Raw genomic sequence first — 23,241 nt, 5'->3', positions numbered from 1 at the left:
CGGCACAGAAACCAAAATACATCTCTGCACCGACGTCCGGTAAACCGGAATGAACGCCAGGGCCCCGAAATCACAGGGTTGCCATTCAAAATGTTCCAAGGCTAAAGCCACCACTCACGGAACAGAGTCAATTTCGCAGAATTACCTAGGGTCAAGCAAGTCAGGTAAACCCTACTTTTGACGCTTTTTTGCGTCAGATTAGGCGCTTGGCTGATAGATTTGATGCAGGAATGACGCTTTGAGTAATGCCTGCGCGGTGGTTTGCACGTTCAATGCTTCTCGGGCGAGTCGCAGGTGTTTTTCGATGGTGGCCGGTGCAAGTTCCATCAGGCGTGCGATATCCTGCACTGTTTTGCCATCGCCAACCCACTCAAGAACCTCTCGCTGGCGCTTGGTGAGCGAGCGTTTGGGATTTTCATAGGGCAGGGAGAGGATTTTCAGGTGCGCCACATTGTTGGCAAGCTCGATCATGCGGCCCTGATCCTGCCAGATCTGATCCACGTCTGACTGTGACAATCCTCGCGCCGCGGCCATGGCAATGGCCCCCTTGCTGCGGCTCGACATACTGGGAAAACTTATTGTATATCCGGCGGTTACGCCCATCTCTTCATTTATGCGCAGCACTCGCGTTTCGCCAGGCGTCAACATGCCTTTGGCAGCGCGTTCCTGGGTTAAGGACCAGCTTTGAGCGCCGTCATTGCTGAGGGCCCAAGCCATCATCGGCGCGTTGAAGTAAAGCCCGTCGCCCAGGAAACGATCCAGATAGCCGCGGTCATGATTGGACAGAATCATAAAGTCTTCGGTGTCACCCAGCGACTTGGTGGTAAGAAAGCTGGTGTGGCCATAAATCAGGCGATCGAATCCAAACTGCGCCATGCGCGCGGTATGCATGTCCCACAGCTGTTCCAGGGTTTCGGCCTGGGTAATGGATTCAATGTAATCTAGGATCATGCGTCCTTGTCCAGATGGGCCTTGAGGGCGTCGAGAGCAAGGATGTAGCCATGAGGACCAAAGCCGCAGATCACGCCAATCGCGACCTTGGAGATATACGAAACATGTCGAAACGACTCGCGGGCGTGGACATTTGACAGATGCAGTTCAATGGCCGGAAGCTCGACCGATGCAATGGCATCCATGAGAGCAATCGAGGTGTGCGTATAGGCGCCGGCGTTCAGGATAATACCTGCGTGCGTGCCCTTGGCTGCATGAATCGCATCGATCAGCGCACCTTCGTGGTTGGATTGCTGGCAAGCGACGTCATAGCCCAACGCTTCGCCATGCTGACGACAGGCGGCTTCGATTTCGGGCAGGGTGGTTTTGCCATAAACCTTGGGCTGCCTCTGCCCAAGCAAATTCAGGTTCGGGCCATTCAGGACCAGAATTGATGTCATGATGTTCCCCAATTCGATGTGGGAGACGTTATATAATTGCACAGGCGTCTGTCTAGCATCTGATCGTGCTTCGTGGCGCTGTATGTTTTCTAAGCAACTATGCGACGCTTGTGCACATGGTGACGGTCACTGTTTCGGTAGGCGTGGTTTGGTCTTGCCCAGAGATTTCTGGTTCTGGACAAGTTCATACTGATTGAGAGGCTGATGTTTAAAGAATAGCATTATAACAATGTGTTGCGCGGCAGTCCTAACAATTATTTTTTGGATATTGCCGGGTGACCGCAAGTTGCCTGCACACTCAAATAATTACATAATACGGATTATGGGAATATTGGATGCCACATGGGCCACCGCACCCCTAGGTATTCCGCACGTGCTATCCCAATGCGTAGCCAGCGCCTCGGACGGTTCGAAGTGGATCGTCCCCTCCATGAAAGCAAAGTGCTTTGCGCAGCCGCCCGATGTGGACATCCACGGTTCTGCTGTCGACATAGATGTCGCGCCCCCAGACCCGATCCAGCAATTGCTCGCGGCTCCAGACCCGACCTGGCTTTTCCATGAACGTTGACAACAAGCGAAACTCGGTTGGGCCCAGCTTCAGCGGTTTGTCATTGCGCGTCACGCGGTGTGTTTCACCATCCAGCACGATGTCTTCATACTGTAGACGCTGTCCAACCGCAGCCGGACGTACGCGACGCAACTGATTGCGCACGCGCGCCATGAGTTCCATCACCGAGTATGGTTTGACAACATAGTCGTCAGCCCCGGTTTCAAGCCCCCTCACCCGGTCTACCTCTTCGGATCGCGCGGAAAGCATGATGACCGGGATCGCGGCCGTTTTGGCGCGTGATTTGAGGCGCCGACAGATTTCAATGCCGGACGTTCCCGGCAGCATCCAGTCCAGAACGATGATGTCCGGCGTGGTCTCGGCCACCAACAGCAGTGCTTCGTCGCCATCAGCCGCTTTGACCACGTCAAAGCCTTCGGCCTCGAGGTTATATGCCAGCACTTCGCGCTGTGCGGGTTCGTCTTCCACCACGAGGACGGTTGGGTGATCCTGCGCCATTGTCCAAAACTCCTGAGGTCGTTATTCGGCGGAATGCAAGGCCGGGTCGTAGTGGTCGGATTTCGGGCGGCTTTCGTCCGGGGTTTGTCCGGTCACCAAATAGATCACCTGTTCCGCAATCGCGGTCACATGGTCGCCCATCCGCTCGGTGTTTTTTGCGATGAAATGCAGGTGCATACAGGGTGTGATGTGGCGCGGATCTTCCATCATGAAGGTCAGGAATTCGCGGAACAGCGCGTTGTACATCTGGTCGATATCGCGATCACGTTCGAGGATGTCATGGGCAAGTTCCGCGTCGCGTTGGATATAGGCGTCCAGGGCATCCTTGAGCATCAGCTGCACTTCGCGCGCCATGCGGCGCAGGGCACCACGGGCCCCTTCCACTGGTGTCATGTGCACGAGAATGCTGGTGCGCTTGGCCATGTTCTTGGCGTAGTCGCCGATACGCTCGAGGTTGCCGATGATTTTCATCACCGAAAGCACAACGCGCAGGTCGGTTGCCGTGGGCGCACGCAGGGCAATCAGGCGCGCGCATTCATCGTTGATTTGCTCTTCCAGCGCGTCGATGGCCTTGTCGTTGCCCCTGACCTGTTCGGCCAGTTCTTCGTCGTGATTTTTCAAGGACTTGGACGCATCCAGAATGGCCTTTTCGACGAGCCCGCCCATCTTCATCACATGGGCCTGGATTTCCTCGAGTTCAGAATCGAATGCGGAGACAATATGCCTGTCGTTCATGGGTCTGCTCTTTCTTAACCGATACGGCCGGTGATGTAGCTTTCGGTGCGCTCGTCACGCGGATTGGTAAATATGTTGGCCGTGTCGTCGTATTCGACAAGATTGCCAAGATGGAAGAATGCGGTTTTCTGGCTGACACGGGCCGCCTGTTGCATCGAGTGGGTCACAATGACCACCGAGTAGCGTGCGCGCAGGTCATCGATCAACTCTTCAACCTGCGCGGTGGCGATTGGATCGAGCGCCGAACAGGGTTCGTCCATCAGCAGAACTTCGGGTTCTGTGGCGATGGCGCGCGCGATGCAGAGGCGCTGTTGTTGCCCACCGGAGAGGCCGGTTCCGGGTGCATCAAGGCGATCCTTGACCTCATCCCAGATGGCGCCGCGACGCAGGGCTTTTTCAACAATTTCATCGAGTTCACCCTTGTTGCGGGCAAGCCCGTGGATCCGGGGACCATAAGCGACGTTGTCGTAAATCGACTTGGGGAACGGGTTTGGTTTTTGGAACACCATGCCCACCTTGGCGCGCAGTTGAACCGGGTCCACGCGTTTGTCATAGATGTCTTCGCCATCCAGGTGGATATCCCCCTCGACGCGGCAGATGTCGATGGTGTCGTTCATCCGGTTGAGGCAGCGCAGAAAGGTCGACTTGCCACAGCCCGAGGGGCCGATAAAGGCAGTCACGGTCTTTTCCTGGATGTCGATGTTCACATCCTTGATGGCGTGGGTTTCGCCGTAATAGACCTGAACCTTGTTGGCTGCGATCTTGATGTCGGTCTGTTCCAAAGTGACCCCCGGATTAGATGCGTCGTACATTTTCATACCCTATAGCTTACCAGCGGCGTTCGAAACGGCGGCGGAGAAGAATGGCGATGGCGTTCATACAAAGAAGGAACACCAGAAGAACGATGATGGCCCCGGAGGCGCGTTCGACAAAGGCCGGATCGGCGCGTTGGGTCCAGTTGTAGACCTGAACCGGCAGTGCAGCGGCGGGGTCAAAGAAGCCCTCGGGCGGTGCGCCGGGGAATTCGCGGACGAATGCCACCATGCCGATCAAGAGAAGCGGTGCGGTTTCGCCAAGCGCCTGTGCCAGACCAATGATGGTGCCGGTCAGGATGCCGGGCGCGGCGAGCGGCAGGACGTGGTGGAACACGGCCTGCATTTTCGAGGCCCCTACCCCCAGCGCGGCATCGCGGATCGACGGCGGCACGGCTTTTAGCGAAGCGCGGGTGGCGATGATGATAGTCGGCAGCGTCATCAGGGTCAGCACGAGGCCGCCCACGATGGGCGCCGATTGTGGCAGACCCGCAAAGTTGATGAAAATCGCGAGGCCAAGGATACCAAAGACAATCGAGGGCACGGCGGCGAGATTCGAGATGTTCACCTCGATCACGTCCGTGATCCAGTTCCTTGGCGCGAATTCTTCCAGATAGATTGACGTGGCCACGCCGATGGGCAGCGCCAGACAGAGCACCACGATCATCATGTAGAATGACCCGAGGATGGCGACGCCCAGACCGGCGGCTTCGGGGCGATTCTCGGAGGCATCCGCGCGGGTCAGAAAGCCCCAGTTCCACTTGGTTTCCAGCAGACCCGCTGCTTTCAGTTGATCTGCGAGCTGGAGTTGCTGGGGCGAGACATTCTTGTCGATCTCGGCGCTTTTCATCGTGACGCGGCCCTTGTAGTAGCCGTCAATCCGGCCCGAGGCGAGGAATTCGAAGGTCACGGTTTCGCCGATCATATGCGGGTGAGCCAACACAAAGCGGCGCAGCTCGGCCGGGCCCTCTTTTGAGATCATCTTGGCGGCGTCTTTCGACTTCATGCCGTCCACGCCGATACCGGATTTTTCGAATTCTGCCTCAAAAGACTTCTTGATCAGAGGGGCGTAGCCGAAGGTTGTGACCTTGGCGATCTTGGCAATGTCGCCTGAGCCGTCTTTGTCGAGCTTGGCGGGATCAAGGTAGACATCGAGCGTGATGAACGTCTGCCGAAAGGCAGAAGAGCCATTGTAGAGGATCGAGCTGAGCAGCCCAACCAGAGCCAGCATCGCGATGGTGATGGCGACAACGCCATAGGTGCGAAACCGGGCCTCGGCGGCATTGCGTCGCTTGGTGCGCGCGTCTTGCACCAAGAGCGAGGTCTTTGGTTTCGGCGCCATGTTGGCACCAGAGGTTACATCGGTCATTCGTATTCTTCCCGATATTTGCGCACGATATAGAGTGCGAGGACGTTGAGGCAGAGCGTAACCACAAAGAGCGACAGGCCGAGGGCAAAGGCCACCAGCGTTTCGGGGCTGGCAAACTCGGTGTCACCGGTCAGCTGACTGACGATTTTCACAGTGATGGTGGTCATTGCCTCAAACGGGTTGAGCGAGAGCTTGGCAGCGGCCCCTGCCCCCATGACAACGATCATGGTTTCGCCAATGGCCCGCGAGGCAGCAAGCAGGATCGCCCCAACGATACCCGGCAACGCAGCTGGCAGGATAACCTGTCTTACGGTTTCCGATTGGGTCGCGCCAAGCCCATAAGAGCCGTCGCGCATGGCCTGGGGTACGGCGTTGATCACGTCATCGGACAGCGACGACACGAAGGGGATCAGCATGATGCCCATGACGACTCCGGCGGTCAGAACCGAAGACGAAGACGCGCCAAGCCCAAGCGGTTGGGCAAAGTAATCGCGCAGGAGCGGGCCGATGGTGATCAGCGCAAAGAGGCCGTAAACGATGGTGGGGATACCTGCCAAAACTTCGATGGCGGGCTTGACGATGGAGCGCACTTTTCGGGACGCATATTCTGACAGGTAGATTGCCACGAGAAGTCCGATTGGCACGGCAAAGATCAGGGCCACGAAAGACACATAAAGCGTACCCCAGAGCAGCGGCAGGATGCCGAGGTCTGATCCCCCGGTAAACTGCGGGTTCCAGGTCAGGTTGAAGAAAAAGTCTCTGGCCGGGTACATGCGGAAAAAGTTCGAGGTTTCGAACAAGAGCGAAAAGATGATGCCAACAGTGGTGAGGATGGCCACCATTGATGACAGGATCAGCAGGGACTTGATCGCCAGTTCCGACACATTGCGGGCGCGATACTCAGGGTGAATGCGCGCGAATGCGATCACGGCGCCCAGCACGGCAAGCACGACTGCCACAGCCGCCATCGCCCCTTTGAGCGTTGCAGTGGTCGCGCGGTACTCGCGCGCTGCTGCAAAGACATTGGGATGAACGTCCGAGGCCAGTGCGACCCCCACATCACCCAGCAAGGCGCGCACATCGGTTTGTGACGCATCCAGTTGGGTGAGAGCGTTTTTGTCGAGCACACCCGCGGCAACGGCTGTATCCAACCCCGAGGAAATGCGGCGCACGTCGGCCATGACCAGATCCAGCGAGCTGCCCTCGGCAATATCGCCGGGCAGGATTATCCCAGAAACCTGATTTTCAACATAAAGCGGCTGCAGGAGCAGCCATGCCAGAGTCACCAGCAGTGCCGGAACCGCCGAGAACAGGAACACGGTCTGGCCGTAGTAGCTGGGCAGTGAGTGCAGCTGACGTACATCACCGGCCACCGAGCTGACAGCACGCGCGCGGCCAATAAAAAAGCCGACGGTCGCGATTGCGACGACGACGAGGATAACGAGTCCGACGCTCATGGGGTCTCCAACGCACGAGGCAGGGTGATAAGGCGAAGGTGGCGCCCGGAGGTCGGGCGCCACCCAATCGTTTTGGTCTTAGTTCATTGGGCCCATGGGGGTGCCGTTTGCGACCATGTCCTGGGTCTTGGCAAGCTCGGGGTCCGAAACCAGACCATATTCAGCCAGCGGGCCATCCGGGCCGGCCATGTCGTCGCTGACAAAAAACTCGATGTATTCCTGCAGGCCAGGGATTACACCCAGATGCGCGTTCTTCACGTAGAAGAACAGCGGGCGCGACACGGGGTATTCACCCGAGGCCACGGTCTCGGTCGAGGGGGTCACGTTGTCCATGGTGGCCACGATCAGCTTATCGGTGTTGTTCTGGTAGAACGACAGACCAAAGACGCCGATGGCTTGGGGGTTGGCGTCAAGACGCGCCAAGGTCTCGGTATAGTCGCCATCAATGTCGACCGACAGACCGTCGGTGCGCAGGGCGTGACAGGCTTTCTTACCAGCTTTCTTGTCACCGCCATTGGCGTCGATCAAGAGGTCCAGCGCGCCGGTTGCTTTACAGCCAGCTTCCAGAACCTTTTTGTCAAAGACTTCGCGGGTGCCGTGCTTGGTGCCCGGGATAAAGGCCAGGATGTCGTTGGCAGCAAGATCGGCGTTGACGTCCGACCATTTCGCGTTGGGGTTGGCGACCAGCTTGCCGTCCACGACGATCTCTTTGGCGATGGCGTTGAACCAGTCAGCCGGGGTAAAGGCGAACGAAGGACCGTTGATGTCCGAAGCAAAGACGATGCCGTCATAGCCAAAGCGCACTTCCATGATCTCGTTCACGCCGTTCGAGGCGCACAGCTCGATGTCCGACGGTTTGATACGCGAGGATGAGTTGGCAATGTCGATGGTGTTTTCACCAACGCCTTCGCACATGGCTTTGCGGCCTGCACCCGATCCGCCACCTTCTACAACCGGTGTCGGGAAATCAAAGTTCTCGCCGAAAGCTTCGGCAACAATGGTGGCATAGGGCAGAACGGTCGAAGAGCCCTTGATCTGCAATTGATCGCGGGCGTCAGCAGCGGAGGCAGCGGCGACAATGGCTACGGCAGACGCGGTCAGTTTGAAGGACATGTTTTAAACTCCATAGATTTGGTCGTCTTGTGTGACGACCTTGGCCGTGGATTTACGGTCGGCTGACTAAGCTTTTGTGACGGGGATGTAACGGTTTTATGACAGGGGGAGATTTCCCCTGCCCGATTGTCATTATTTCGGCAAAACCACTGTGAAAGTGCTGCCTTTGCCCTTGGTGCTGTCGATGCGCAGGCGTCCCCGGTGGCGATTGAGGATGTGTTTCACAATCGCAAGCCCCAGACCGGTGCCGCCCATCTCGCGCGATCGATGGGAATCGATTCGATAAAAACGCTCGGTCAGGCGCGGGATATGCGCGGGGTCGATGCCGGGGCCATTGTCGGTGACATCGATGCACCATGCAGGACCCCGCAGGCCTGCGTCACGATCCACATCGCGAATGTGAATGGCGACCTCGGTTTTTGGCCCGCCATACTTGAGGGCGTTTTCGATCAGGTTGGTAAAAACCTGCATCATCTGATCGTGGTCTGCGACAACCATCGGCGCGGTTTCGGGCGCATCGTACAGAACATTGCTGCCATCTTCCGCGGCCAAGGGGGCGAGGTTTCTGACCGCCGAGCGGATCAGGGCATCCATGTCGATCTCGTCCTTGGGACGGCGGCGGGCGTCTTCTTCTACCTTGCTCAGCGACAGGAGATCTCCGACCAGCCGGTTCATGCGCCCTGCTTCGGCAGACATGATGCCAAGAAAACGTCCACGCACGTTCGGGTCATCGCGCGCGGGTCCCTGAAGAGTTTCGATAAAGCCGAGGATCGCCGTGAGCGGTGAACGCAGCTCGTGGCTGACATTGGCGACAAAGTCGCGGCGCATCTGATCGGCCTGTTCCAGCTCGGTCACGTCTGTGAAACACAAAAGAACCCCGCTGAGGTGTTCGCCGGCGACATAAGACAATGTGACATCAAAGCGAACTTCATGCGGGCCGTCGGTGTGATAATAGACGGCTTTCCGTGCGGATTGGTGATCGAGGCAATTCTCAATGGCTTCGATCAGCCCGGGTTGCCGGAAAATCAGAACGAAAGGTTGGTTGTCACCCGCCAAGGGGTTGATGGCCACTGCCCGCGCGTTGGCGCCCAGAATGCGCTGATCGATGCCAACAAAGACTGCAGGCAGCGGAATTGCGTCGAGGTAGGATTGAATCGTGGCGGGTGTCATTTTGGGCTTGCTTGGAACCAGACGTGGATAACCACCCCAAGATTGACCGCAAACGCTGGGTTGTAAAGTCGCAATGGGTGCGCGTTACAAAAGATTCAATCCGTACATATATTGTTTTTATTCAGTGGTTTGCAGTCCATTCTTTATGTGATTCTACCGAAACTCAGGCCTCTTTCAACCCATCTCGGAAGCGGCGCATGTTGGCTTGGTAGTGCAACGCGCTGCCGGTCAGACCCTTGGCTGCGGTTTCATCCAGCTGGCGCACGACCTTTCCCGGCGCACCCATGACCAGAGAATTATCCGGGATTTCCTTGCCTTCCGTGACCAGCGCCCCTGCCCCGATCAGGCAGTTTTTGCCAATCTTTGCGCCGTTCAGAACCGTAGCTCCCATGCCAATCAGGCTGTTGTCGCCAATTGTGCACCCGTGCAGCATGGCCTTGTGGCCGATGGTGCAGTTTTCTCCGATGGTCAACGGGCACCCCGGATCGGTGTGCATCACGGTATTTTCCTGAACGTTGGACCCCCGGCCGATCACGATGGGCTCGTTATCCCCGCGAATGGTGCAGCCGAACCAGATCGAGGCCCCCTCTTTCACCGAAACATTGCCGATGACATTTGCATCGGGCGCAACCCAAGTGTCGTCAGAAAGCGTCGGGGCAATCCCTTCGAGTTCATAAAGCGGCATCAGGACATCTCCTCGAATTCGGCCTGCAGGGTGTGGACATGAGTCTGCAGAGACGGTTGTTGCTCGCGCCGCATCCGCTCGGCGCTGATGATGGTTTTCAATTGCGCTTCGGTGGCATCAAGATCGTCATTGATCAACACGTAGTCATAGGCACCCCAGTGGCTGATCTCATCCCAGCTTTTCTGCATCCGTTTCGAGATCACCTCTTCACTGTCCTGTCCGCGGGTGACAAGCCGACGGTGCAATTCGGTGATCGATGGTGGCAGGATGAAGATGGACAGGGCATGTTTGCCGAGATCCGAGTTGCGGATTTGAATCTCGCCCTGCCAGTCGACGTCGAACAAAACGTCGTTGCCGGACTCGATGGTGGATTTGACCGGGCCGGCGGGTGAGCCGTAGAAATTGCCGAAGACATGAGCGTGTTCCAGCATCTGCCCCTCGGCGACCTGCGTTTTGAAATCGTCTTCGCTGAGGAAGAAGTATTCGCGCCCGTGTTCTTCGCCCGAGCGCGGCGCACGGGTGGTGGCAGAAACCGAAAAGCTGAGGCCGGGATCCCACTCCATCAGGCGACGGGCCAAGGTGGATTTGCCTGCGCCAGATGGCGAAGACAGGATGATGAGTAGCCCGCGGCGGTTGGTCATTGTGTTATTCCACGTTTTGTACTTGTTCGCGCATCTGATCGATCACGGCCTTGAGGTCCAACCCGATCCGCGTCAGATCAACTGATTGAGCTTTGGAGCATAAAGTGTTGGCTTCTCTATTGAATTCCTGCATGAGGAAATCCATCTTGCGGCCCACTGGGCTGCCTTTGGCAAGAAGGTCGCGGGCGGCAACGACATGGGCGCGCAGGCGGTCGATCTCTTCCGTGACATCGGTTTTCACAGCTATCATGGCAAGTTCCTGAGCCACGCGCGCCTCGTCCGCTCCGTCAGTATTGTCCAGCACTCGCGCGAGATTTGCGCGCAGGTTGGCGGCTGTCTCATCTCTGCGGGCCTCTGCGGCGTCTTCGGCCTGTGCGGTCAATGTCTCAACCTGGTTGAGCTGATCTTTGAGGACACTGTCGAGGGCTTCGCCCTCGTTGCGGCGCATGTCGAGGAAACTGTCGAGAAGATGCGGCAGATCCTTGAGGATCGCCGCGCGCAAGGCCGAGGTATCGGTTTCGAAACTGGCGGTATCCAGCACGCCTTTGAGACCCAGAATATCGCTGGCCTTGGAAGGTGCCAGCGACAGGCCACGTTCCATCGCGCGGTCTTCGACCTCTCCCATGGCTTCGAGTACCGCGGCGAGTTGCTGTGTGTTCAGCGCGAGCTGTGTTTCGTCCTCGTCCTTTTGGACGCGCAAGGAAAGGGTAACGGATCCGCGGGCCATGGCTTTGCCAAGATCACGGCGCAAGGCGGCCTCGAGGCCTTCAATCCAGTCCGGGACGCGGAGGCGCAGATCCAACCCCTTGGAGTTCACGCTGCGCAGGTCCCAGCCCCAGCTATACCCCTGAGCCGCCCCCTTGAGCGCGGCAAATCCCGTCATTGAATGAAGCACATAGCTCTCCTGTTCCCGTGTTGCCGACACATAAAGCCATATTGCGGCAACAGGCAAGGTTGCCCGGTGATGTGCGTTTCAGAGGTTAACCATTTCCTGAGCTTTTTCCCTGCATTTAGGGAAAATGTGAGATGTTAACCTGGTGGTAAGGATGATCGCACGCTGCCTTTGGGGATCGCTAAGCGGGGTACGGAATCATTCAAGCCGGACAAAACGCGATACGGGTCTGAGGGTGAATGACATGCGCATTTTTGATGGGGGGCTGGGCCGCAAACCAAAACGCCGAACAGGTGCGGTTCTGCAGGAGATCGAAGCCTATTGGGAAGCTTTAAGGGAAGATCGCGACATGCCTTTGCGCATGGACGTCGATCCGCGTGGTATTGAGACGGCTTTGCGACATTCCTTTATACTGGAACGCATGGCACCCGGCATGGCCCGTATCCGGGTCGCGGGCGGTGTCTTTTCCGAGGTCATGGGAATGGAAACGCGCGGCATGCCGATGTCCGCCCTGTTTGGCCCCTCGGCCCGCGATGGGTTTCGGGACGTCCTGGAAGGTGTGTTCTCGGGTCCGGCGCGCGCCCGGCTGCGTCTGGAGGGAGAGCGTGGCTTTGGCCGTCCTGCGATCAGTGGAGAAATGATCCTGCTGCCTTTGCGATCGTCCAGAGGGGATGTGACGCGTGTGCTGGGTGGCTTGGAGATTGACGGGCAAATGGGCGCCACACCCCGGCGTTTCACCCTGACGAGCAGTTTTCAGAAATCCCTGCGCGGTGAAGATGTACAAATTGACACTCACGGACCCCGGCGGGCGCGGGCACAGCCCAGTGGGCCTCCGGCCTCCCTGCCCCGTACCGTGGCAACCGGCGTGCCACATCTGAGACTTGTCGTAACGGACGCCTGATTGGGCTCAACAAAAAAGCGGCCCCGTGTGAACGGAGCCGCTTTTTTACAGTTTTGTTGAACGTTTAGGTCAAACGGCCTGAGCCTGACGCTGTTCCCGCAAGCTTGACAGTTCCTCGGCGACGAGGAACGCCAGCTCAAGAGATTGCGACGCGTTCAAGCGCGGGTCGCAGGCTGTGTGATAACGGTCTGACAGGTCTTCTTCGGTTACGGCCCGGACGCCACCGGTGCATTCGGTCACGTCTTGTCCGGTCATCTCGAAATGCACGCCGCCGGGAACGGTGCCTTCGGCCTTGTGTACGGCGAAAAACTCGCGAACTTCGCGCAGCACGCTGTCAAAGGGCCGGGTTTTGTAGCCGGTCGCGGACTTGATCGTGTTGCCGTGCATCGGGTCGCAGGACCACAGCACGTTTGCACCTTCTTGCTGCACTGTCTTGATCAGGCGTGGCAGGTGCTCGCCAACAGTGCCAGCGCCAAAGCGCGCGATCAGGGTCAGGCGACCCTCTTCGTTGTCCGGGTTCAGTTTGTTCAGCAGTACCTTGAGGTCTTCGGCTGTGGTTGTCGGGCCGCATTTCAGACCGATCGGGTTCTGAACACCGCTCAGGAACTCCACATGGGCTCCGTCAGGCTGACGCGTGCGGTCACCGATCCAAAGCATGTGACCGGAACCCGCCAGCCACTTGCCACTGGTCGAGTCGATGCGGGTCAGTGCCTCTTCGTATTCAAGCAGCAGGCTCTCGTGACTGGTGTAAAAATCCACAGTCTTGAGTGACGCCGACGTCACCGGGTTGACCCCCGCCGAGTTCATGAAGTCCAAAGCATCGGAAATGCGATTGGCCATATCGCGGTACTTTGCAGCTTTTTCGCCTTCGACAAAGCCCAAGGTCCAGGCGTGAACCTGGTGAACATCGGCGTATCCGCCTGTTGAAAAAGCCCGCAACAGGTTCAAGGTGGCTGCCGCCTGCGTGTAAGCCTGCAACATTTTCCGGGGGTCCGGGATGCGGGCTGCCGAGGTAAAGGCCAGCTCGTTGATGATGTCGCCGCGGTAGCTGGGCAGTTCCACACCATCCACCACCTCGGTCGGTGCCGAGCGCGGCTTGGCAAACTGACCTGCCATGCGGCCCACTTTGACCACTGGCACCTTAGCGCCATAGGTCAGCACCATCGCCATTTGCAGCATCACCTTAAAGGTATCGCGGATTCCATCGGCGCTGAATTGTTCAAAGCTTTCGGCGCAATCACCACCTTGCAACAAAAAGGCCTCGCCGCGTGCGGCAGCCCCGAGTTTGTCCTTTAGACGGCGTGCCTCACCTGCAAAAACCAACGGCGGATAGCTGGCCAGCTGGGCCTCCACGGCCTTCAGCGCGTCCTCATCCACATAGTCAGGCATCTGGATGCGCGGCTTGTTGCGCCAGCCAGATTTTAGCCATTCTGCCATTGTCTTTCTCCGGTCAAAAATTGGTCAGGGCCTCTCTATACAAAAGCTCTTGAGTAAGGACCAGTTCTGAATTACGGGCCTTGACCTGTTGCCGCTAAGTTGCGCTAAGGTTTCACCATCGGGTCTTAAGACCCCTGCCCGGATCAGGACTCTCAATAGATGTCGCATGCCAGACGATCACCCACAAGACCATTGAACGGACCCAAAACGCGTCGGTTTGTCTTTGTTTTGTTGGAGAATTTCACACTGTTGTCTTTTGCATCAGCACTGGATTGTCTCCGGCTGGCAAACCGCCAAAATCCGACCCCCTTGTACGAATGGACCTTGATCGGAGAAGGTGGAGACACGGCAAAAAGCTCGACCTATACCGAATTTTCGCTGGATGATGATTTAATCGACCTCCACCGCGATGATACGGTCATTCTGTGCGGCGGCATCGACATTCAGGCGGCAACATCCAAGAAATTACTGGCATGGTTGCGACGCGAGGCCCGTAAAGGTGTTCGTGTCGGCGGGTTGTGTACGGCCGCTTATGTCATGGCCAAAGCTGGGTTGCTGGACAACAAAAAGGCCACGATCCACTGGGAAAATCAGGACAGTTTTGCCGAAGAGTTCCCCGAAGTGGAGCTGGGCAAGTCGGTGTTTGCCATGGACGGCAATCGTTTGACCACCGCGGGTGGAACTTCGTCCATCGATATGTTTTTGCAAATCATTGCGGATGATCATGGCGAAGAGCTTGCCAACTGGGTGGCCGATCAGCAGATTTACTCCTCGATCCGGACGGACCAGGACACCCAACGCCTGTCTGTGCCGACCCGGATCGGTGTGCGCCACCCGAAACTGAGCCAGGTCATCCAGATGATGGAGAGCAACATCGAGGAGCCGATCAGCCCCTCGATCCTGGCCAAGGATGTGGGCATGTCCACCCGCCAGCTGGAGCGGTTGTTCCGCAGGTATCTCAATCGCTCACCCAAGCGGTACTATATGGAGTTGCGCCTGCAGAAAGCGCGAAACCTTTTGATGCAGACGGATATGAGCGTGATCAACGTGGCCTTGGCCTGTGGCTTTGCCTCGCCCAGCCACTTTTCCAAATGTTATCGCGCGCATTATGACACGACGCCCTACCGCGAGCGTGGAACACAAGCCGCAAGGCTGTCGGTGTAGCTACCGGACCTCAGAACAAACTGTTCAAAACGTGAAAGTCGGTGTCGAACTGGAAGTTCAACAGCCTGATATCGCTGCCATCCGTGTGCATTAACAGGTAGAGATACAGATAGTCGCGTCCGGTCCAGTAGGCGATCATTTCCTGACGGAAGCCATTCTTGTGCACCTCGGCCCGCACTAGACCGACACTCTCAAAGTTGTGTTCGTAGATCTCTTTCATCTGGGCGTCGAGCGCATCCAGTTCTGCCTCATCGACCTCGATGATCTCGTCAAACATGCGGATCGCATCGCCCAGGCGCCGCTGCATGATCAACGCGTCCAGTTCTTCGCGCGCCTGGGTATAAACCTGACGGGTACTGGTTGCAGTCTGCGCCAAACTTGATTGGACGCTGCCGGTGGCAATAAGACCGGCAATAAGCAGCGTGGAAAATCGGCGCATCAAAAACTCCTTGGACAAAAGACTGGGGCCATGTTTGCACAGGACATTTCAGGGTGCCAGCTATTTGGCGGGGCTGAGACGCAGGATCCGTCCGTCATCCTCGGCAATAAACCAGATCGATCCATCAGGTGCCTCTCGAATGTCGCGGACTCGCGCGGTGGCGGATCCCTTTATCTGCTCGCGCTCCTTGAGACGTGCGCCGGAAAGCCTTGAAATATAGTCGAACTTCAGGCTTCCGATAAACATATGCCCACGCCAATTCGGCCAAAGCCTGCCGGAATACAGCATCATTCCAGAAGGCGCGATGGAAGGGTCCCAATAGAAAGCGGGTTGTTCCATTCCGGGCTTGGACGTGCCCTCGCCAATCTTTCCGCCGGAATAATGCGTGCCATAGGAAATCACCGGCCAGCCATAGTTCCTGCCTTTTTGGATAAGGTTCACTTCGTCGCCACCTTTGGCGCCATGTTCCACGGCCCAAAGCCAGCCTTGTGCGTCCATGGCCATGCCTTGTGGATTGCGATGACCATAAGACCAGATTTCCGGCTGGGCATCGGCGCTGGTCGTAAAGGGGTTCCCCTTGGGCGCAACGCCGCTGCGCGAGATACGCAGGATCTTGCCGCGATGGCTGGATAGTGATTGTGCCTGATCGTCGGTGCCGCGATCTCCTATGGTGACAAAAAGGCTACCATCGCTGCTTTCGACCAGTCGGCTGCCAAAATGGCGCCCACCCGAGGCACCATCCGCCATCTCAAAGATCACTTGCACGTTCTGCAGCCGCGACCCACCTTTGGGAAGCGTTGCGCTCAATACTGCGGTTCCTCCGCCTCCTGATATAGTCTTGGCAAAGGTCAGAAACAGCTGGCGCCTTTGGGCAAAATCCCGGGGGATCAGGATATCCATCAAACCGCCCTGCCCGCGTGCGCGGATGTTAGGAAGGCCGGAAATCTTGCTGCGATTGCCGTCCTGAACCCGCCAAAGCCGCCCTTCGCGCTCGGTCACAAGAAACCCGCCTTCTGGCAGAAATCCGATCGCCCAGGGTGTCGCAAATCCCTTGGCCATGATTGTGACGTCCAGCGGGCCTTGAGTGGAGTCCAGAGTATCCGCCCAGAGCGGCAATGCCATGACCCCGGCACAAACAATAGCCAGCATTGTGCGCATCATCTTTCGACCCATCAGGACCTCTCTGTTACTGAGCTAGCACTCGATTATCAGACTTCCCGGTTTCCCAAGGGGAATTTACCCTCATTGCCCCCTTTTCATTTGAAAAATCCGCGCATAGGCTCGGGGCTGGAGTGTAACAATCCAAACAACAACAAACAAAAGACATAGGGAGTGTCTCATGAAGAAACTGATGATGGCAACTGCTGCCACAGCGCTGATGGCTGGTACCGCCTTTGCGGAAGACATCAAGCTTGGTGTGATCCTGGGCTTTACCGGCCCCATCGAATCTCTGACGCCGCAAATGGCTGCTGGTGCTGAGCTGGCAATGAAAGAGGTAACTGACTCGGGCAAGTTGCTTGGCGGTTCGTCGGTCATGCCTGTACGTGGTGACTCGACCTGTATCGATGCGGCTGCTGCATCGGCTGTGGCTGAACGTCTGATCACCTCGGACGGCGTCAAAGGCATCGTGGGTGCTGACTGTTCCGGTGTTACCGGCGCAATCCTGTCGAACGTAGCGCTGCCAAACGGCGTAGTCATGGTGTCCCCCTCGGCCACGTCGCCAGCACTGTCGACCGCCGAAGACAATGGCCTGTTCTTCCGCACGTCACCATCGGATGCCCGCCAGGGTGTTGTGATTACCGAGATTCTGATGGATCAGGGAATCAAAGAAGTGGCCGTGACCTATACCAACAACGACTACGGCAAAGGTCTGGCTGACAGCTTCCAGGCGGCCTACGAAGCGGCCGGTGGCAAAGTGACCATCAACGCGGCGCACGAGGACGGCAAAGCTGACTATTCAGCTGAAGTTGGCGCACTGGCCGCGGCTGGTGGTGATCGGCTGGTTGTCGCAGGCTACGTCGATCAGGGTGGTTCGGGTATCGTGCGCGCAGCACTCGACTCGGGCGCTTTTGACACGTTCCACTTCCCGGACGGCATGGTTTCGGCCGCCCTGCTGGAAAACTTTGGAACCGAGATCGACGGGTCGTCGGGCGCACACCCGAGCCCCTCGCAAGAGTTGGCGGACAAATACGCAACACTTGTTGGCGGTGCATTTGACACGACCTCGCCTTTCACTCCTGAGTCATATGACGCGGCTGCGCTGATCATGCTGGCCATGCAGGCGGCTGGGTCCTCTGACCCTCAGGCCTATAAAGACAAGGTCATGGATGTGGCCAATGCGCCAGGTGAGCAAATTGGTGTTGGTGAGCTGGCCAAGGCGTTGGAAATCATCGCTGCTGGTGGTGACGTTGACTATGTCGGCGCAACCGGGGTTGAGCTGATCGGCCCCGGCGAGGCCGCAGGCACCTACCGCGAAATCAGCTATGATGGCGGCAAAGACAACACGGCCAAGTTCCGCTAATCTGTCTTTGTGCTAGACTAAGAAGCAGCCCGGCACTTGTCCGGGCTGTTTTTCAATATATAAGGCGCGGCCAGAATCGTGACCTGACATAACTCACAGGGGGGTGAGCCATGATCGTCGTAGAGGACGTTCACAAGCATTTCGGCGGTTTCCGTGCCGTAGACGGTGCAACCATGTCAATTGAACCCGGCTCAATCACCGGGCTGATTGGCCCCAATGGCGCCGGAAAAACAACACTTTTCAATGTGATAGCTGGCGTTCTTAAGCCGACATCCGGTAAGGTGACAATGGCTGGCGAAGACATCACTGGCCTTCCGCCCCACGAATTGTTCCACAAAGGTTTGCTGCGCACCTTTCAGATTGCGCACGAGTTTTCCTCGATGTCGTGTCGCGAAAACCTGATGATGGTTCCGGGCACACAATCAGGCGAAGCGCTTTGGAATACGTGGTTTGGACGCAAACGGATCGCCGACGAAGAACGTGCCCTGCGCGCCAAGGCTGACGAAGTTCTTGAATTTCTGACCATTGAACATCTTGCAGACCACAAGGCCGGTCAGGTTTCTGGCGGGCAGAAAAAGCTGTTGGAACTCGGGCGCACCATGATGGTCGATGCCAAGATCGTGTTTCTGGACGAAGTGGGCGCCGGCGTAAACCGCACCCTTCTTAACACCATTGGTGACGCTATTCTGCGGCTCAACAAAGAACGAAACTACACCTTTGTTGTGATCGAACACGACATGGATTTCATCGGCAAGATCTGCGACCCGGTGATCTGTATGGCCGAAGGCAAAGTTCTGGCCGAAGGCACGCTGGACGAGATCAAGGCAAATGAGCATGTGATCGAGGCCTATTTGGGGACCGGCCTGAAGAACAAAGACATGATGGAAGCGTGATGCGCATTCGTGCAGCCATTCTTGCATCATTGACGGCCCTGCAGGCGGCCGCTCATGAAGGTTGCGAACTTGTCCACAAGGGCATTTGGCTCTGTGACCCGGAGCAGGTTTGGACTGCACAGAGAGGGCTGCAGGGATTCGCAGAGTACGATCGGCTCACTCATGCCAAAACCGGTCTCGAAGCGCGAGTAATCGAAGTAGACCTGCCAACGAACCATACTTACACCCGCGAAAACCTCGTCACGGCGCTGCCCTCTTCGCTCATCAGCGAGAGCGGAATTGATCCGAAACACGGCAAAATTGTCGGGTCGAGCCAGGATAGCATCAACGACCGTGAATGGACGCATGTTGTCTTTCACTATCCGCTGTCGCAAAACAAAAACGCTTTGTGGTTTGTGTCCTATCTCTTGCTGGACGATCGTCTGCTTTGGGCAGGTATTCCACAGGTTCTCGGCCTTTCGGACCAACCAAACAGTGCGGCAGAAGAAAACCAATTGAATCTCATCCGCAAGATACGGGTGGACTGAGCACCTGATCGCCTGCCTGTTGCCGGAAACACAGGCTTGGCGGATCAAAACGACGTAACCAGAGGCCTTTAATCTCGCGAAGACGAGCCTGGCCAATCAGGGGAGAAAGAGAGAGCATGAGCTTTCTGATCGGAGAAAACATGACGGGTGGCTACGGCAAAGGGCCGGACATCCTGCATGAGTGTACAGTTGCCGTCGACAAGGGCGAGATCGCCGTAATTGTCGGGCCAAACGGTGCCGGGAAATCAACCGCGATGAAGGCGGTTTTTGGAATGCTGAACGTGCACACAGGCAAGGTGATGCTGGATGGTGAGGATATCACCAAGCTTAGCCCACAGGACCGCGTGCAAAAGGGCATGGGGTTCGTGCCGCAAACCCAGAACATCTTTACCTCGATGACGGTCGAAGAAAACCTTGAGATGGGCGCTTTTATCCGCACCGATGACTTTAGCGATACGATGACACAGGTCTATGACCTGTTCCCGATCCTGAAAGAGAAACGCTATCAACATGCGGGCGAACTGTCAGGCGGGCAGCGTCAGCAAGTCGCCGTGGGTCGTGCCCTCATGACTCAGCCCAAGGTGCTGATGCTGGATGAACCCACCGCGGGTGTATCGCCCATTGTCATGGACGAACTGTTCGATCGCATCATTGAAGTCAGCCGCACCGGTATTCCGATCCTGATGGTTGAACAGAACGCTCGTCAGGCGCTGGAGATTGCGGACAAAGGTTACGTTCTTGTGACCGGTCGGAATGCCTATACCGGGACAGGAAAAGAACTGTTGGCGGACCCGGAAGTCCGTAAATCGTTCCTGGGCGGATAAGGTATGCGTTTGATCCTGGTCCTTCTCGGCGTTCTATTGCTACCGCCTGCCGCCCAGGCAGTTGTCGTTGTGCATTACGACGCAATAGAGATGCAGTGCCGATCCATACAACGCTGCAACGCGCGGGCGGACTGCACGTCGGACGTGTCTTTCAAGACCGTCGTACGTCTGAGTGCCGAGACCTACACAAGCTCGTTTTCACCTTTTGCGCAACGGCGTGAGAAATGGACACGAAGCCTGTCCTATGACGAATTTGACGCTGAGGGCGCGACACGGCACTCGACCTACCGGACGCTTTCGAAGGTCACGGATTTCGCAGGCACATATAGAAAAGCCAGCTTTGAAGAACGTCAGGATGGATGGTTTGGCCCGGAACTTCCCGACAACAATCAACCGCATAAAGAACAAGCATCAACCTATGTTTTGTACCACACGCGGACCCTGGAGATGGCTGGGAAAGGGTTGTTTCAGAACAATGAGCGCCAGATCATTACGTTTCAATGCGAGAAAACAGGCTGATGTGGTTCTGGGTGAAAACGCCGGCCATGTCCTGTTCTGGAGATATGAACCAGACTGTCGAACTTCTGTCAGCCTGCCGAAGACAGCTTGAGATGAAGATGCGGGGAGCCGAAAGAGCGGTGAGGCATCTGGCCGATGCCGTTCCGCGGGAAACCGCGCCGGTGATGATAGGTGAAATGGCTCAGCGGGGGCTTCCCCGAGCGCAGGCATTGCAACGCCAGTTGCGCATCTCACCGGATGGTCAATTCGACGATCTTATCTACACCCCGAACCGGGACGCCCACATTGGCAAGGATCAGGTTCGGTATCGTGGCCAGTGCCATGAAGGTTAATCACATGTATAACAATAATAGCGAACAGGGAGAGATGTCCTGATGGATTTTCTGAACGGGCTTGTGGCCCTCTCCAATTTTGTGCTGATCCCCGCGATCGCCTATGGAAGCCAATTGGCTTTGGGCGCGCTTGGGGTGACGCTGATCTACGGGATCCTTCGGTTCTCGAACTTCGCCCACGGAGATACCATGGCCTTTGGCGCCATGCTCTCGGTGCTGGTAACTTGGTGGTTGCAGGGCATGGGTGTGAACCTGGGTCCCCTGCCCACGGCGCTCTTGGCGCTTCCACTGGCGGTATTCGGGACGATGGTTCTGGTGTTGATCACTGACAGGATGGTCTACCGTTTCTACCGAGAGCAAAAGGCCAAGCCAGTGATCCTGGTGATCGTCTCGATGGGCGTGATGTTCATACTCAACGGTCTAGTACGCTTTATCATCGGGCCGAATGACCAGAAGTTTGCAGACGGCGAGCGCTTTATCATTTCGGTACGTGAGTTCAAGCAGATGACAGGTCTGCGTGAGGGGCTGGCAATCAAGACCTCACAAGGCATCACGGTGGTTGTCGCTGTGCTCTGTGTGATCGCTTTGTTCTGGTTCCTGAACCGCACCCGCACCGGGAAATCCATGCGCGCCTATTCGGACAACGAAGATCTGGCCTTGTTGTCGGGCATCAATCCGGAACGTGTTGTGATGTACACATGGCTGATCGTTGCGGCGCTCGCCACGATTGCGGGCACGCTTTATGGTCTCGACAAATCGTTTAAGCCGTTTGTCTATTTTATGCTGCTGTTGCCGATCTTTGCTTCAGCTATTCTGGGGGGGTTGGGGAACCCTCTGGGGGCCATCGCAGGCGGGTTCATTATTGCCTTTTCCGAGGTGACGATCACCTATGCCTGGAAAAAGGTGTTGGGCTACTGGCTTCCTGAATCGCTTGCGCCAGATGGGCTCGTTCAGCTCCTCAGCACCGATTACAAATTTGCGGTCAGCTTCGTGATCCTGATCGCTGTGCTTCTGTTCAAGCCCACAGGCATTTTCAAGGGGAAATCAGTATGAGCGACATGATGAGAAAGTCCCTGCTTTTCGGGGCGATGGCATTGTTGATCATCGGCGAAGGTGTGTTCGTGTCGTGGAACTCGGCGCTGTTCATTCTGAACTTTGGACTGATTTCGGCCATTCTCGCGTTGGGTGTGAACCTGCAATGGGGCTTCGCGGGCTTGTTCAACGTGGGTATCATGGGCTTTGTGGCTCTTGGCGGTCTTGGCGTGGTTCTGGCCTCGATGCCGCCTGTGGGCGAAGCCTGGAGCGCCGGTGGCGCGAGGGTCATTGCAGGCCTGCTGGTCGGTGCTGCCAGTGTTGTCGCGGCAGTCTTTACTTACAAGCGATTGGCCGGACGTGCGCGTATTCTGGGGACCATCGGCGTATTGCTGGTAGGCTTCTTTGTTTATCGCGGTGTGTTCGATCCCGCGGTTCAGGCGATTGAAGCGGTCAACCCGGCGGGCACCGGTTATCTGGGTGGACTGGGTCTGCCTGTTTTGCTCGCCTGGCCCATCGGGGGTGTTCTCGCCGCCGGTGCTGCATGGCTTGTTGGCAAGACCGCGCTTGGCTTGCGGTCCGACTATCTTGCTATTGCGACTCTGGGTATTGCCGAGATCATCATTGCCGTGATGAAAAACGAGGACTGGCTGGCGCGCGGCGTGAAGAACGTGGTTGGTCTGCCCCGGCCCATGCCTTACGAGATTGACCTGCAACAAAGTGAACGGTTTGCGGGTGTGGCGCAGTCGCTGGGCATTGATCCGGTGACGGCCTCTACCCTCTATGTGAAGCTTGGTTATTCGGTGTTGTTTACGGCCGTTCTGGTTCTGATCTTTGCGGCCGCTCAATTGGCCTTGCACAGCCCGTGGGGCCGTATGATGCGCGCCATTCGTGACAATGAAGTTGCGGCTGAGGCCATGGGTAAGGACGTCACCCGCCGACACCTGCAGATCTTTGTTCTCGGCTCTGCCGTATGCGGTATCGCGGGCGCAATGATGACCACTTTGGATGGTCAGTTGACACCGGGCTCCTATCAACCTCTGCGCTATACCTTCCTGATCTGGGTGATGGTGATTGTTGGAGGGTCCGGCAATAACCTGGGTGCGGTTTTGGGCGGCTTCCTGATCTTTTACCTCTACACAAAGGTAGAGGTTTGGGGGCCGGACATCATGGCCTTTGTCACAGCTGGAATGGCGGACGACAACGCGCTAAAAATACACCTCATTGACAGCGCGGCACATATGAAGCTGCTTTCTATGGGGGTTATCCTGCTGTTGGTGCTCAGATTCTCGCCAAGGGGATTGATACCCGAGAAATGAGG

The 23,241-nt window shown here is 56.9% G+C and carries 25 protein-coding genes; 10 read left to right on the top strand and 15 right to left on the bottom strand.

What is annotated here, in order from left to right; translation table 11 throughout:
• Positions 1 to 198: 198 nt before the first annotated feature.
• The 12 genes from EK369_RS02365 to EK369_RS02310 form a co-directional block, all read right to left on the bottom strand.
• A complete protein-coding gene (locus tag EK369_RS02365) occupies positions 199 to 951 on the bottom strand; it encodes a helix-turn-helix transcriptional regulator (protein ID WP_127112071.1) in 753 nt (250 codons plus the stop codon).
• Positions 948 to 1,391: a type II 3-dehydroquinate dehydratase gene (gene aroQ / locus EK369_RS02360; protein ID WP_127112070.1), complete on the bottom strand. Its 444-nt coding sequence runs from the start codon at positions 1,389 to 1,391 to the stop codon at positions 948 to 950. Before aroQ ends, EK369_RS02365 begins: the two co-directional genes overlap by 4 nt.
• A 376-nt stretch (positions 1,392 to 1,767) precedes the next feature.
• Positions 1,768 to 2,457 carry a phosphate regulon transcriptional regulator PhoB gene (phoB, locus tag EK369_RS02355; protein WP_127112069.1) on the bottom strand — a complete coding sequence of 230 codons (690 nt, stop codon included), beginning with the start codon at positions 2,455 to 2,457 and terminating at the stop codon, positions 1,768 to 1,770.
• Between the two features lie 21 nt (positions 2,458 to 2,478).
• Positions 2,479 to 3,192: a phosphate signaling complex protein PhoU gene (phoU, locus tag EK369_RS02350; RefSeq protein ID WP_127112068.1), complete on the bottom strand. Its 714-nt coding sequence runs from the start codon at positions 3,190 to 3,192 to the stop codon at positions 2,479 to 2,481.
• A gap of 14 nt (positions 3,193 to 3,206) precedes the next feature.
• Positions 3,207 to 4,004 carry a phosphate ABC transporter ATP-binding protein PstB gene (pstB, locus tag EK369_RS02345; protein ID WP_127112067.1) on the bottom strand — a complete coding sequence of 266 codons (798 nt, stop codon included), beginning with the start codon at positions 4,002 to 4,004 and terminating at the stop codon, positions 3,207 to 3,209.
• 16 nt (positions 4,005 to 4,020) lie between these two features.
• Positions 4,021 to 5,373 (bottom strand): phosphate ABC transporter permease PstA, encoded by a 1,353-nt coding sequence (pstA, locus tag EK369_RS02340; protein WP_127112066.1) that lies wholly within the window; start codon positions 5,371 to 5,373, stop codon positions 4,021 to 4,023.
• Complete coding sequence (gene pstC / locus EK369_RS02335; protein ID WP_127112065.1) at positions 5,370 to 6,830, bottom strand: phosphate ABC transporter permease subunit PstC; 1,461 nt, start codon at positions 6,828 to 6,830, stop codon at positions 5,370 to 5,372. Before pstC ends, pstA begins: the two co-directional genes overlap by 4 nt.
• A gap of 78 nt (positions 6,831 to 6,908) precedes the next feature.
• Positions 6,909 to 7,943 carry a PstS family phosphate ABC transporter substrate-binding protein gene (locus EK369_RS02330; RefSeq protein ID WP_127112064.1) on the bottom strand — a complete coding sequence of 345 codons (1,035 nt, stop codon included), beginning with the start codon at positions 7,941 to 7,943 and terminating at the stop codon, positions 6,909 to 6,911.
• A gap of 132 nt (positions 7,944 to 8,075) precedes the next feature.
• Entirely contained in the window at positions 8,076 to 9,113 is a 1,038-nt protein-coding gene (locus EK369_RS02325; protein ID WP_127112063.1) for a sensor histidine kinase, read from the bottom strand.
• A 163-nt stretch (positions 9,114 to 9,276) separates the two neighbouring features.
• The gene (locus tag EK369_RS02320; RefSeq protein ID WP_127112062.1) at positions 9,277 to 9,798 is read right to left on the bottom strand and encodes a gamma carbonic anhydrase family protein; all 522 of its coding nucleotides are present in this window, start codon (positions 9,796 to 9,798) and stop codon (positions 9,277 to 9,279) included.
• Positions 9,798 to 10,439, bottom strand: coding sequence for a guanylate kinase (gene gmk, locus EK369_RS02315; RefSeq protein ID WP_127112061.1), 642 nt, complete (start codon positions 10,437 to 10,439; stop codon positions 9,798 to 9,800). Before gmk ends, EK369_RS02320 begins: the two co-directional genes overlap by 1 nt.
• 4 nt (positions 10,440 to 10,443) lie before the next feature.
• The gene (locus EK369_RS02310; protein WP_164726818.1) at positions 10,444 to 11,334 is read right to left on the bottom strand and encodes a YicC/YloC family endoribonuclease; all 891 of its coding nucleotides are present in this window, start codon (positions 11,332 to 11,334) and stop codon (positions 10,444 to 10,446) included.
• A 241-nt stretch (positions 11,335 to 11,575) separates the two neighbouring features.
• On the opposite strand from EK369_RS02310, the gene EK369_RS02305 reads away from it, so the two are divergent.
• Positions 11,576 to 12,232 carry a PAS domain-containing protein gene (locus EK369_RS02305; RefSeq protein ID WP_164726816.1) on the top strand — a complete coding sequence of 219 codons (657 nt, stop codon included), beginning with the start codon at positions 11,576 to 11,578 and terminating at the stop codon, positions 12,230 to 12,232.
• Between the two features lie 69 nt (positions 12,233 to 12,301).
• Here EK369_RS02305 and EK369_RS02300 read toward each other — a convergent pair whose 3' ends face one another.
• Positions 12,302 to 13,669 carry a class II 3-deoxy-7-phosphoheptulonate synthase gene (locus EK369_RS02300; RefSeq protein WP_127112059.1) on the bottom strand — a complete coding sequence of 456 codons (1,368 nt, stop codon included), beginning with the start codon at positions 13,667 to 13,669 and terminating at the stop codon, positions 12,302 to 12,304.
• A gap of 159 nt (positions 13,670 to 13,828) precedes the next feature.
• On the opposite strand from EK369_RS02300, the gene EK369_RS02295 reads away from it, so the two are divergent.
• Complete coding sequence (locus tag EK369_RS02295; protein ID WP_127112058.1) at positions 13,829 to 14,833, top strand: GlxA family transcriptional regulator; 1,005 nt, start codon at positions 13,829 to 13,831, stop codon at positions 14,831 to 14,833.
• A gap of 10 nt (positions 14,834 to 14,843) precedes the next feature.
• On the opposite strand, the gene EK369_RS02290 is transcribed toward EK369_RS02295, so the two are convergent.
• Entirely contained in the window at positions 14,844 to 15,272 is a 429-nt protein-coding gene (locus EK369_RS02290) for a hypothetical protein (RefSeq protein WP_127112057.1), read from the bottom strand.
• A 60-nt stretch (positions 15,273 to 15,332) separates the two neighbouring features.
• Entirely contained in the window at positions 15,333 to 16,445 is a 1,113-nt protein-coding gene (locus tag EK369_RS02285; protein ID WP_235871318.1) for a PQQ-dependent sugar dehydrogenase, read from the bottom strand.
• 166 nt (positions 16,446 to 16,611) lie between these two features.
• On the opposite strand from EK369_RS02285, the gene EK369_RS02280 reads away from it, so the two are divergent.
• The 8 genes from EK369_RS02280 to EK369_RS02245 all read left to right on the top strand — a co-directional run bounded on the left by EK369_RS02280 (position 16,612) and on the right by EK369_RS02245 (position 23,239).
• Positions 16,612 to 17,793 carry an ABC transporter substrate-binding protein gene (locus EK369_RS02280; protein ID WP_127112056.1) on the top strand — a complete coding sequence of 394 codons (1,182 nt, stop codon included), beginning with the start codon at positions 16,612 to 16,614 and terminating at the stop codon, positions 17,791 to 17,793.
• A 110-nt stretch (positions 17,794 to 17,903) separates the two neighbouring features.
• Positions 17,904 to 18,686 (top strand): ABC transporter ATP-binding protein, encoded by a 783-nt coding sequence (locus tag EK369_RS02275; protein WP_127112055.1) that lies wholly within the window; start codon positions 17,904 to 17,906, stop codon positions 18,684 to 18,686.
• Entirely contained in the window at positions 18,686 to 19,213 is a 528-nt protein-coding gene (locus EK369_RS02270; protein WP_127112054.1) for a hypothetical protein, read from the top strand. The genes EK369_RS02275 and EK369_RS02270 overlap by 1 nt, the downstream gene beginning before the upstream one ends.
• A 116-nt stretch (positions 19,214 to 19,329) precedes the next feature.
• Positions 19,330 to 20,037 carry an ABC transporter ATP-binding protein gene (locus EK369_RS02265; protein ID WP_127112053.1) on the top strand — a complete coding sequence of 236 codons (708 nt, stop codon included), beginning with the start codon at positions 19,330 to 19,332 and terminating at the stop codon, positions 20,035 to 20,037.
• 3 nt (positions 20,038 to 20,040) lie between these two features.
• A complete protein-coding gene (locus EK369_RS02260) occupies positions 20,041 to 20,556 on the top strand; it encodes a hypothetical protein (RefSeq protein ID WP_127112052.1) in 516 nt (171 codons plus the stop codon).
• Positions 20,557 to 20,600: 44 nt separating this feature from the next.
• Complete coding sequence (locus EK369_RS02255) at positions 20,601 to 20,888, top strand: hypothetical protein (protein ID WP_164726814.1); 288 nt, start codon at positions 20,601 to 20,603, stop codon at positions 20,886 to 20,888.
• Positions 20,889 to 20,930: 42 nt separating this feature from the next.
• Positions 20,931 to 21,941, top strand: a complete 1,011-nt coding sequence (locus EK369_RS02250) for a branched-chain amino acid ABC transporter permease (protein WP_127112050.1) — start codon at positions 20,931 to 20,933, stop codon at positions 21,939 to 21,941.
• Positions 21,938 to 23,239, top strand: a complete 1,302-nt coding sequence (locus EK369_RS02245) for a branched-chain amino acid ABC transporter permease (protein WP_206198011.1) — start codon at positions 21,938 to 21,940, stop codon at positions 23,237 to 23,239. The genes EK369_RS02250 and EK369_RS02245 overlap by 4 nt, the downstream gene beginning before the upstream one ends.
• The last annotated feature ends 2 nt before the right edge of the window (positions 23,240 to 23,241 follow it).

This window comes from Shimia sediminis (assembly GCF_003990645.1).
Lineage (GTDB): Bacteria > Pseudomonadota > Alphaproteobacteria > Rhodobacterales > Rhodobacteraceae > Shimia > Shimia sediminis.
Note: the sequence above shows the minus strand (reverse complement) of the source record. Positions and strands in the feature narration are given on the sequence as shown.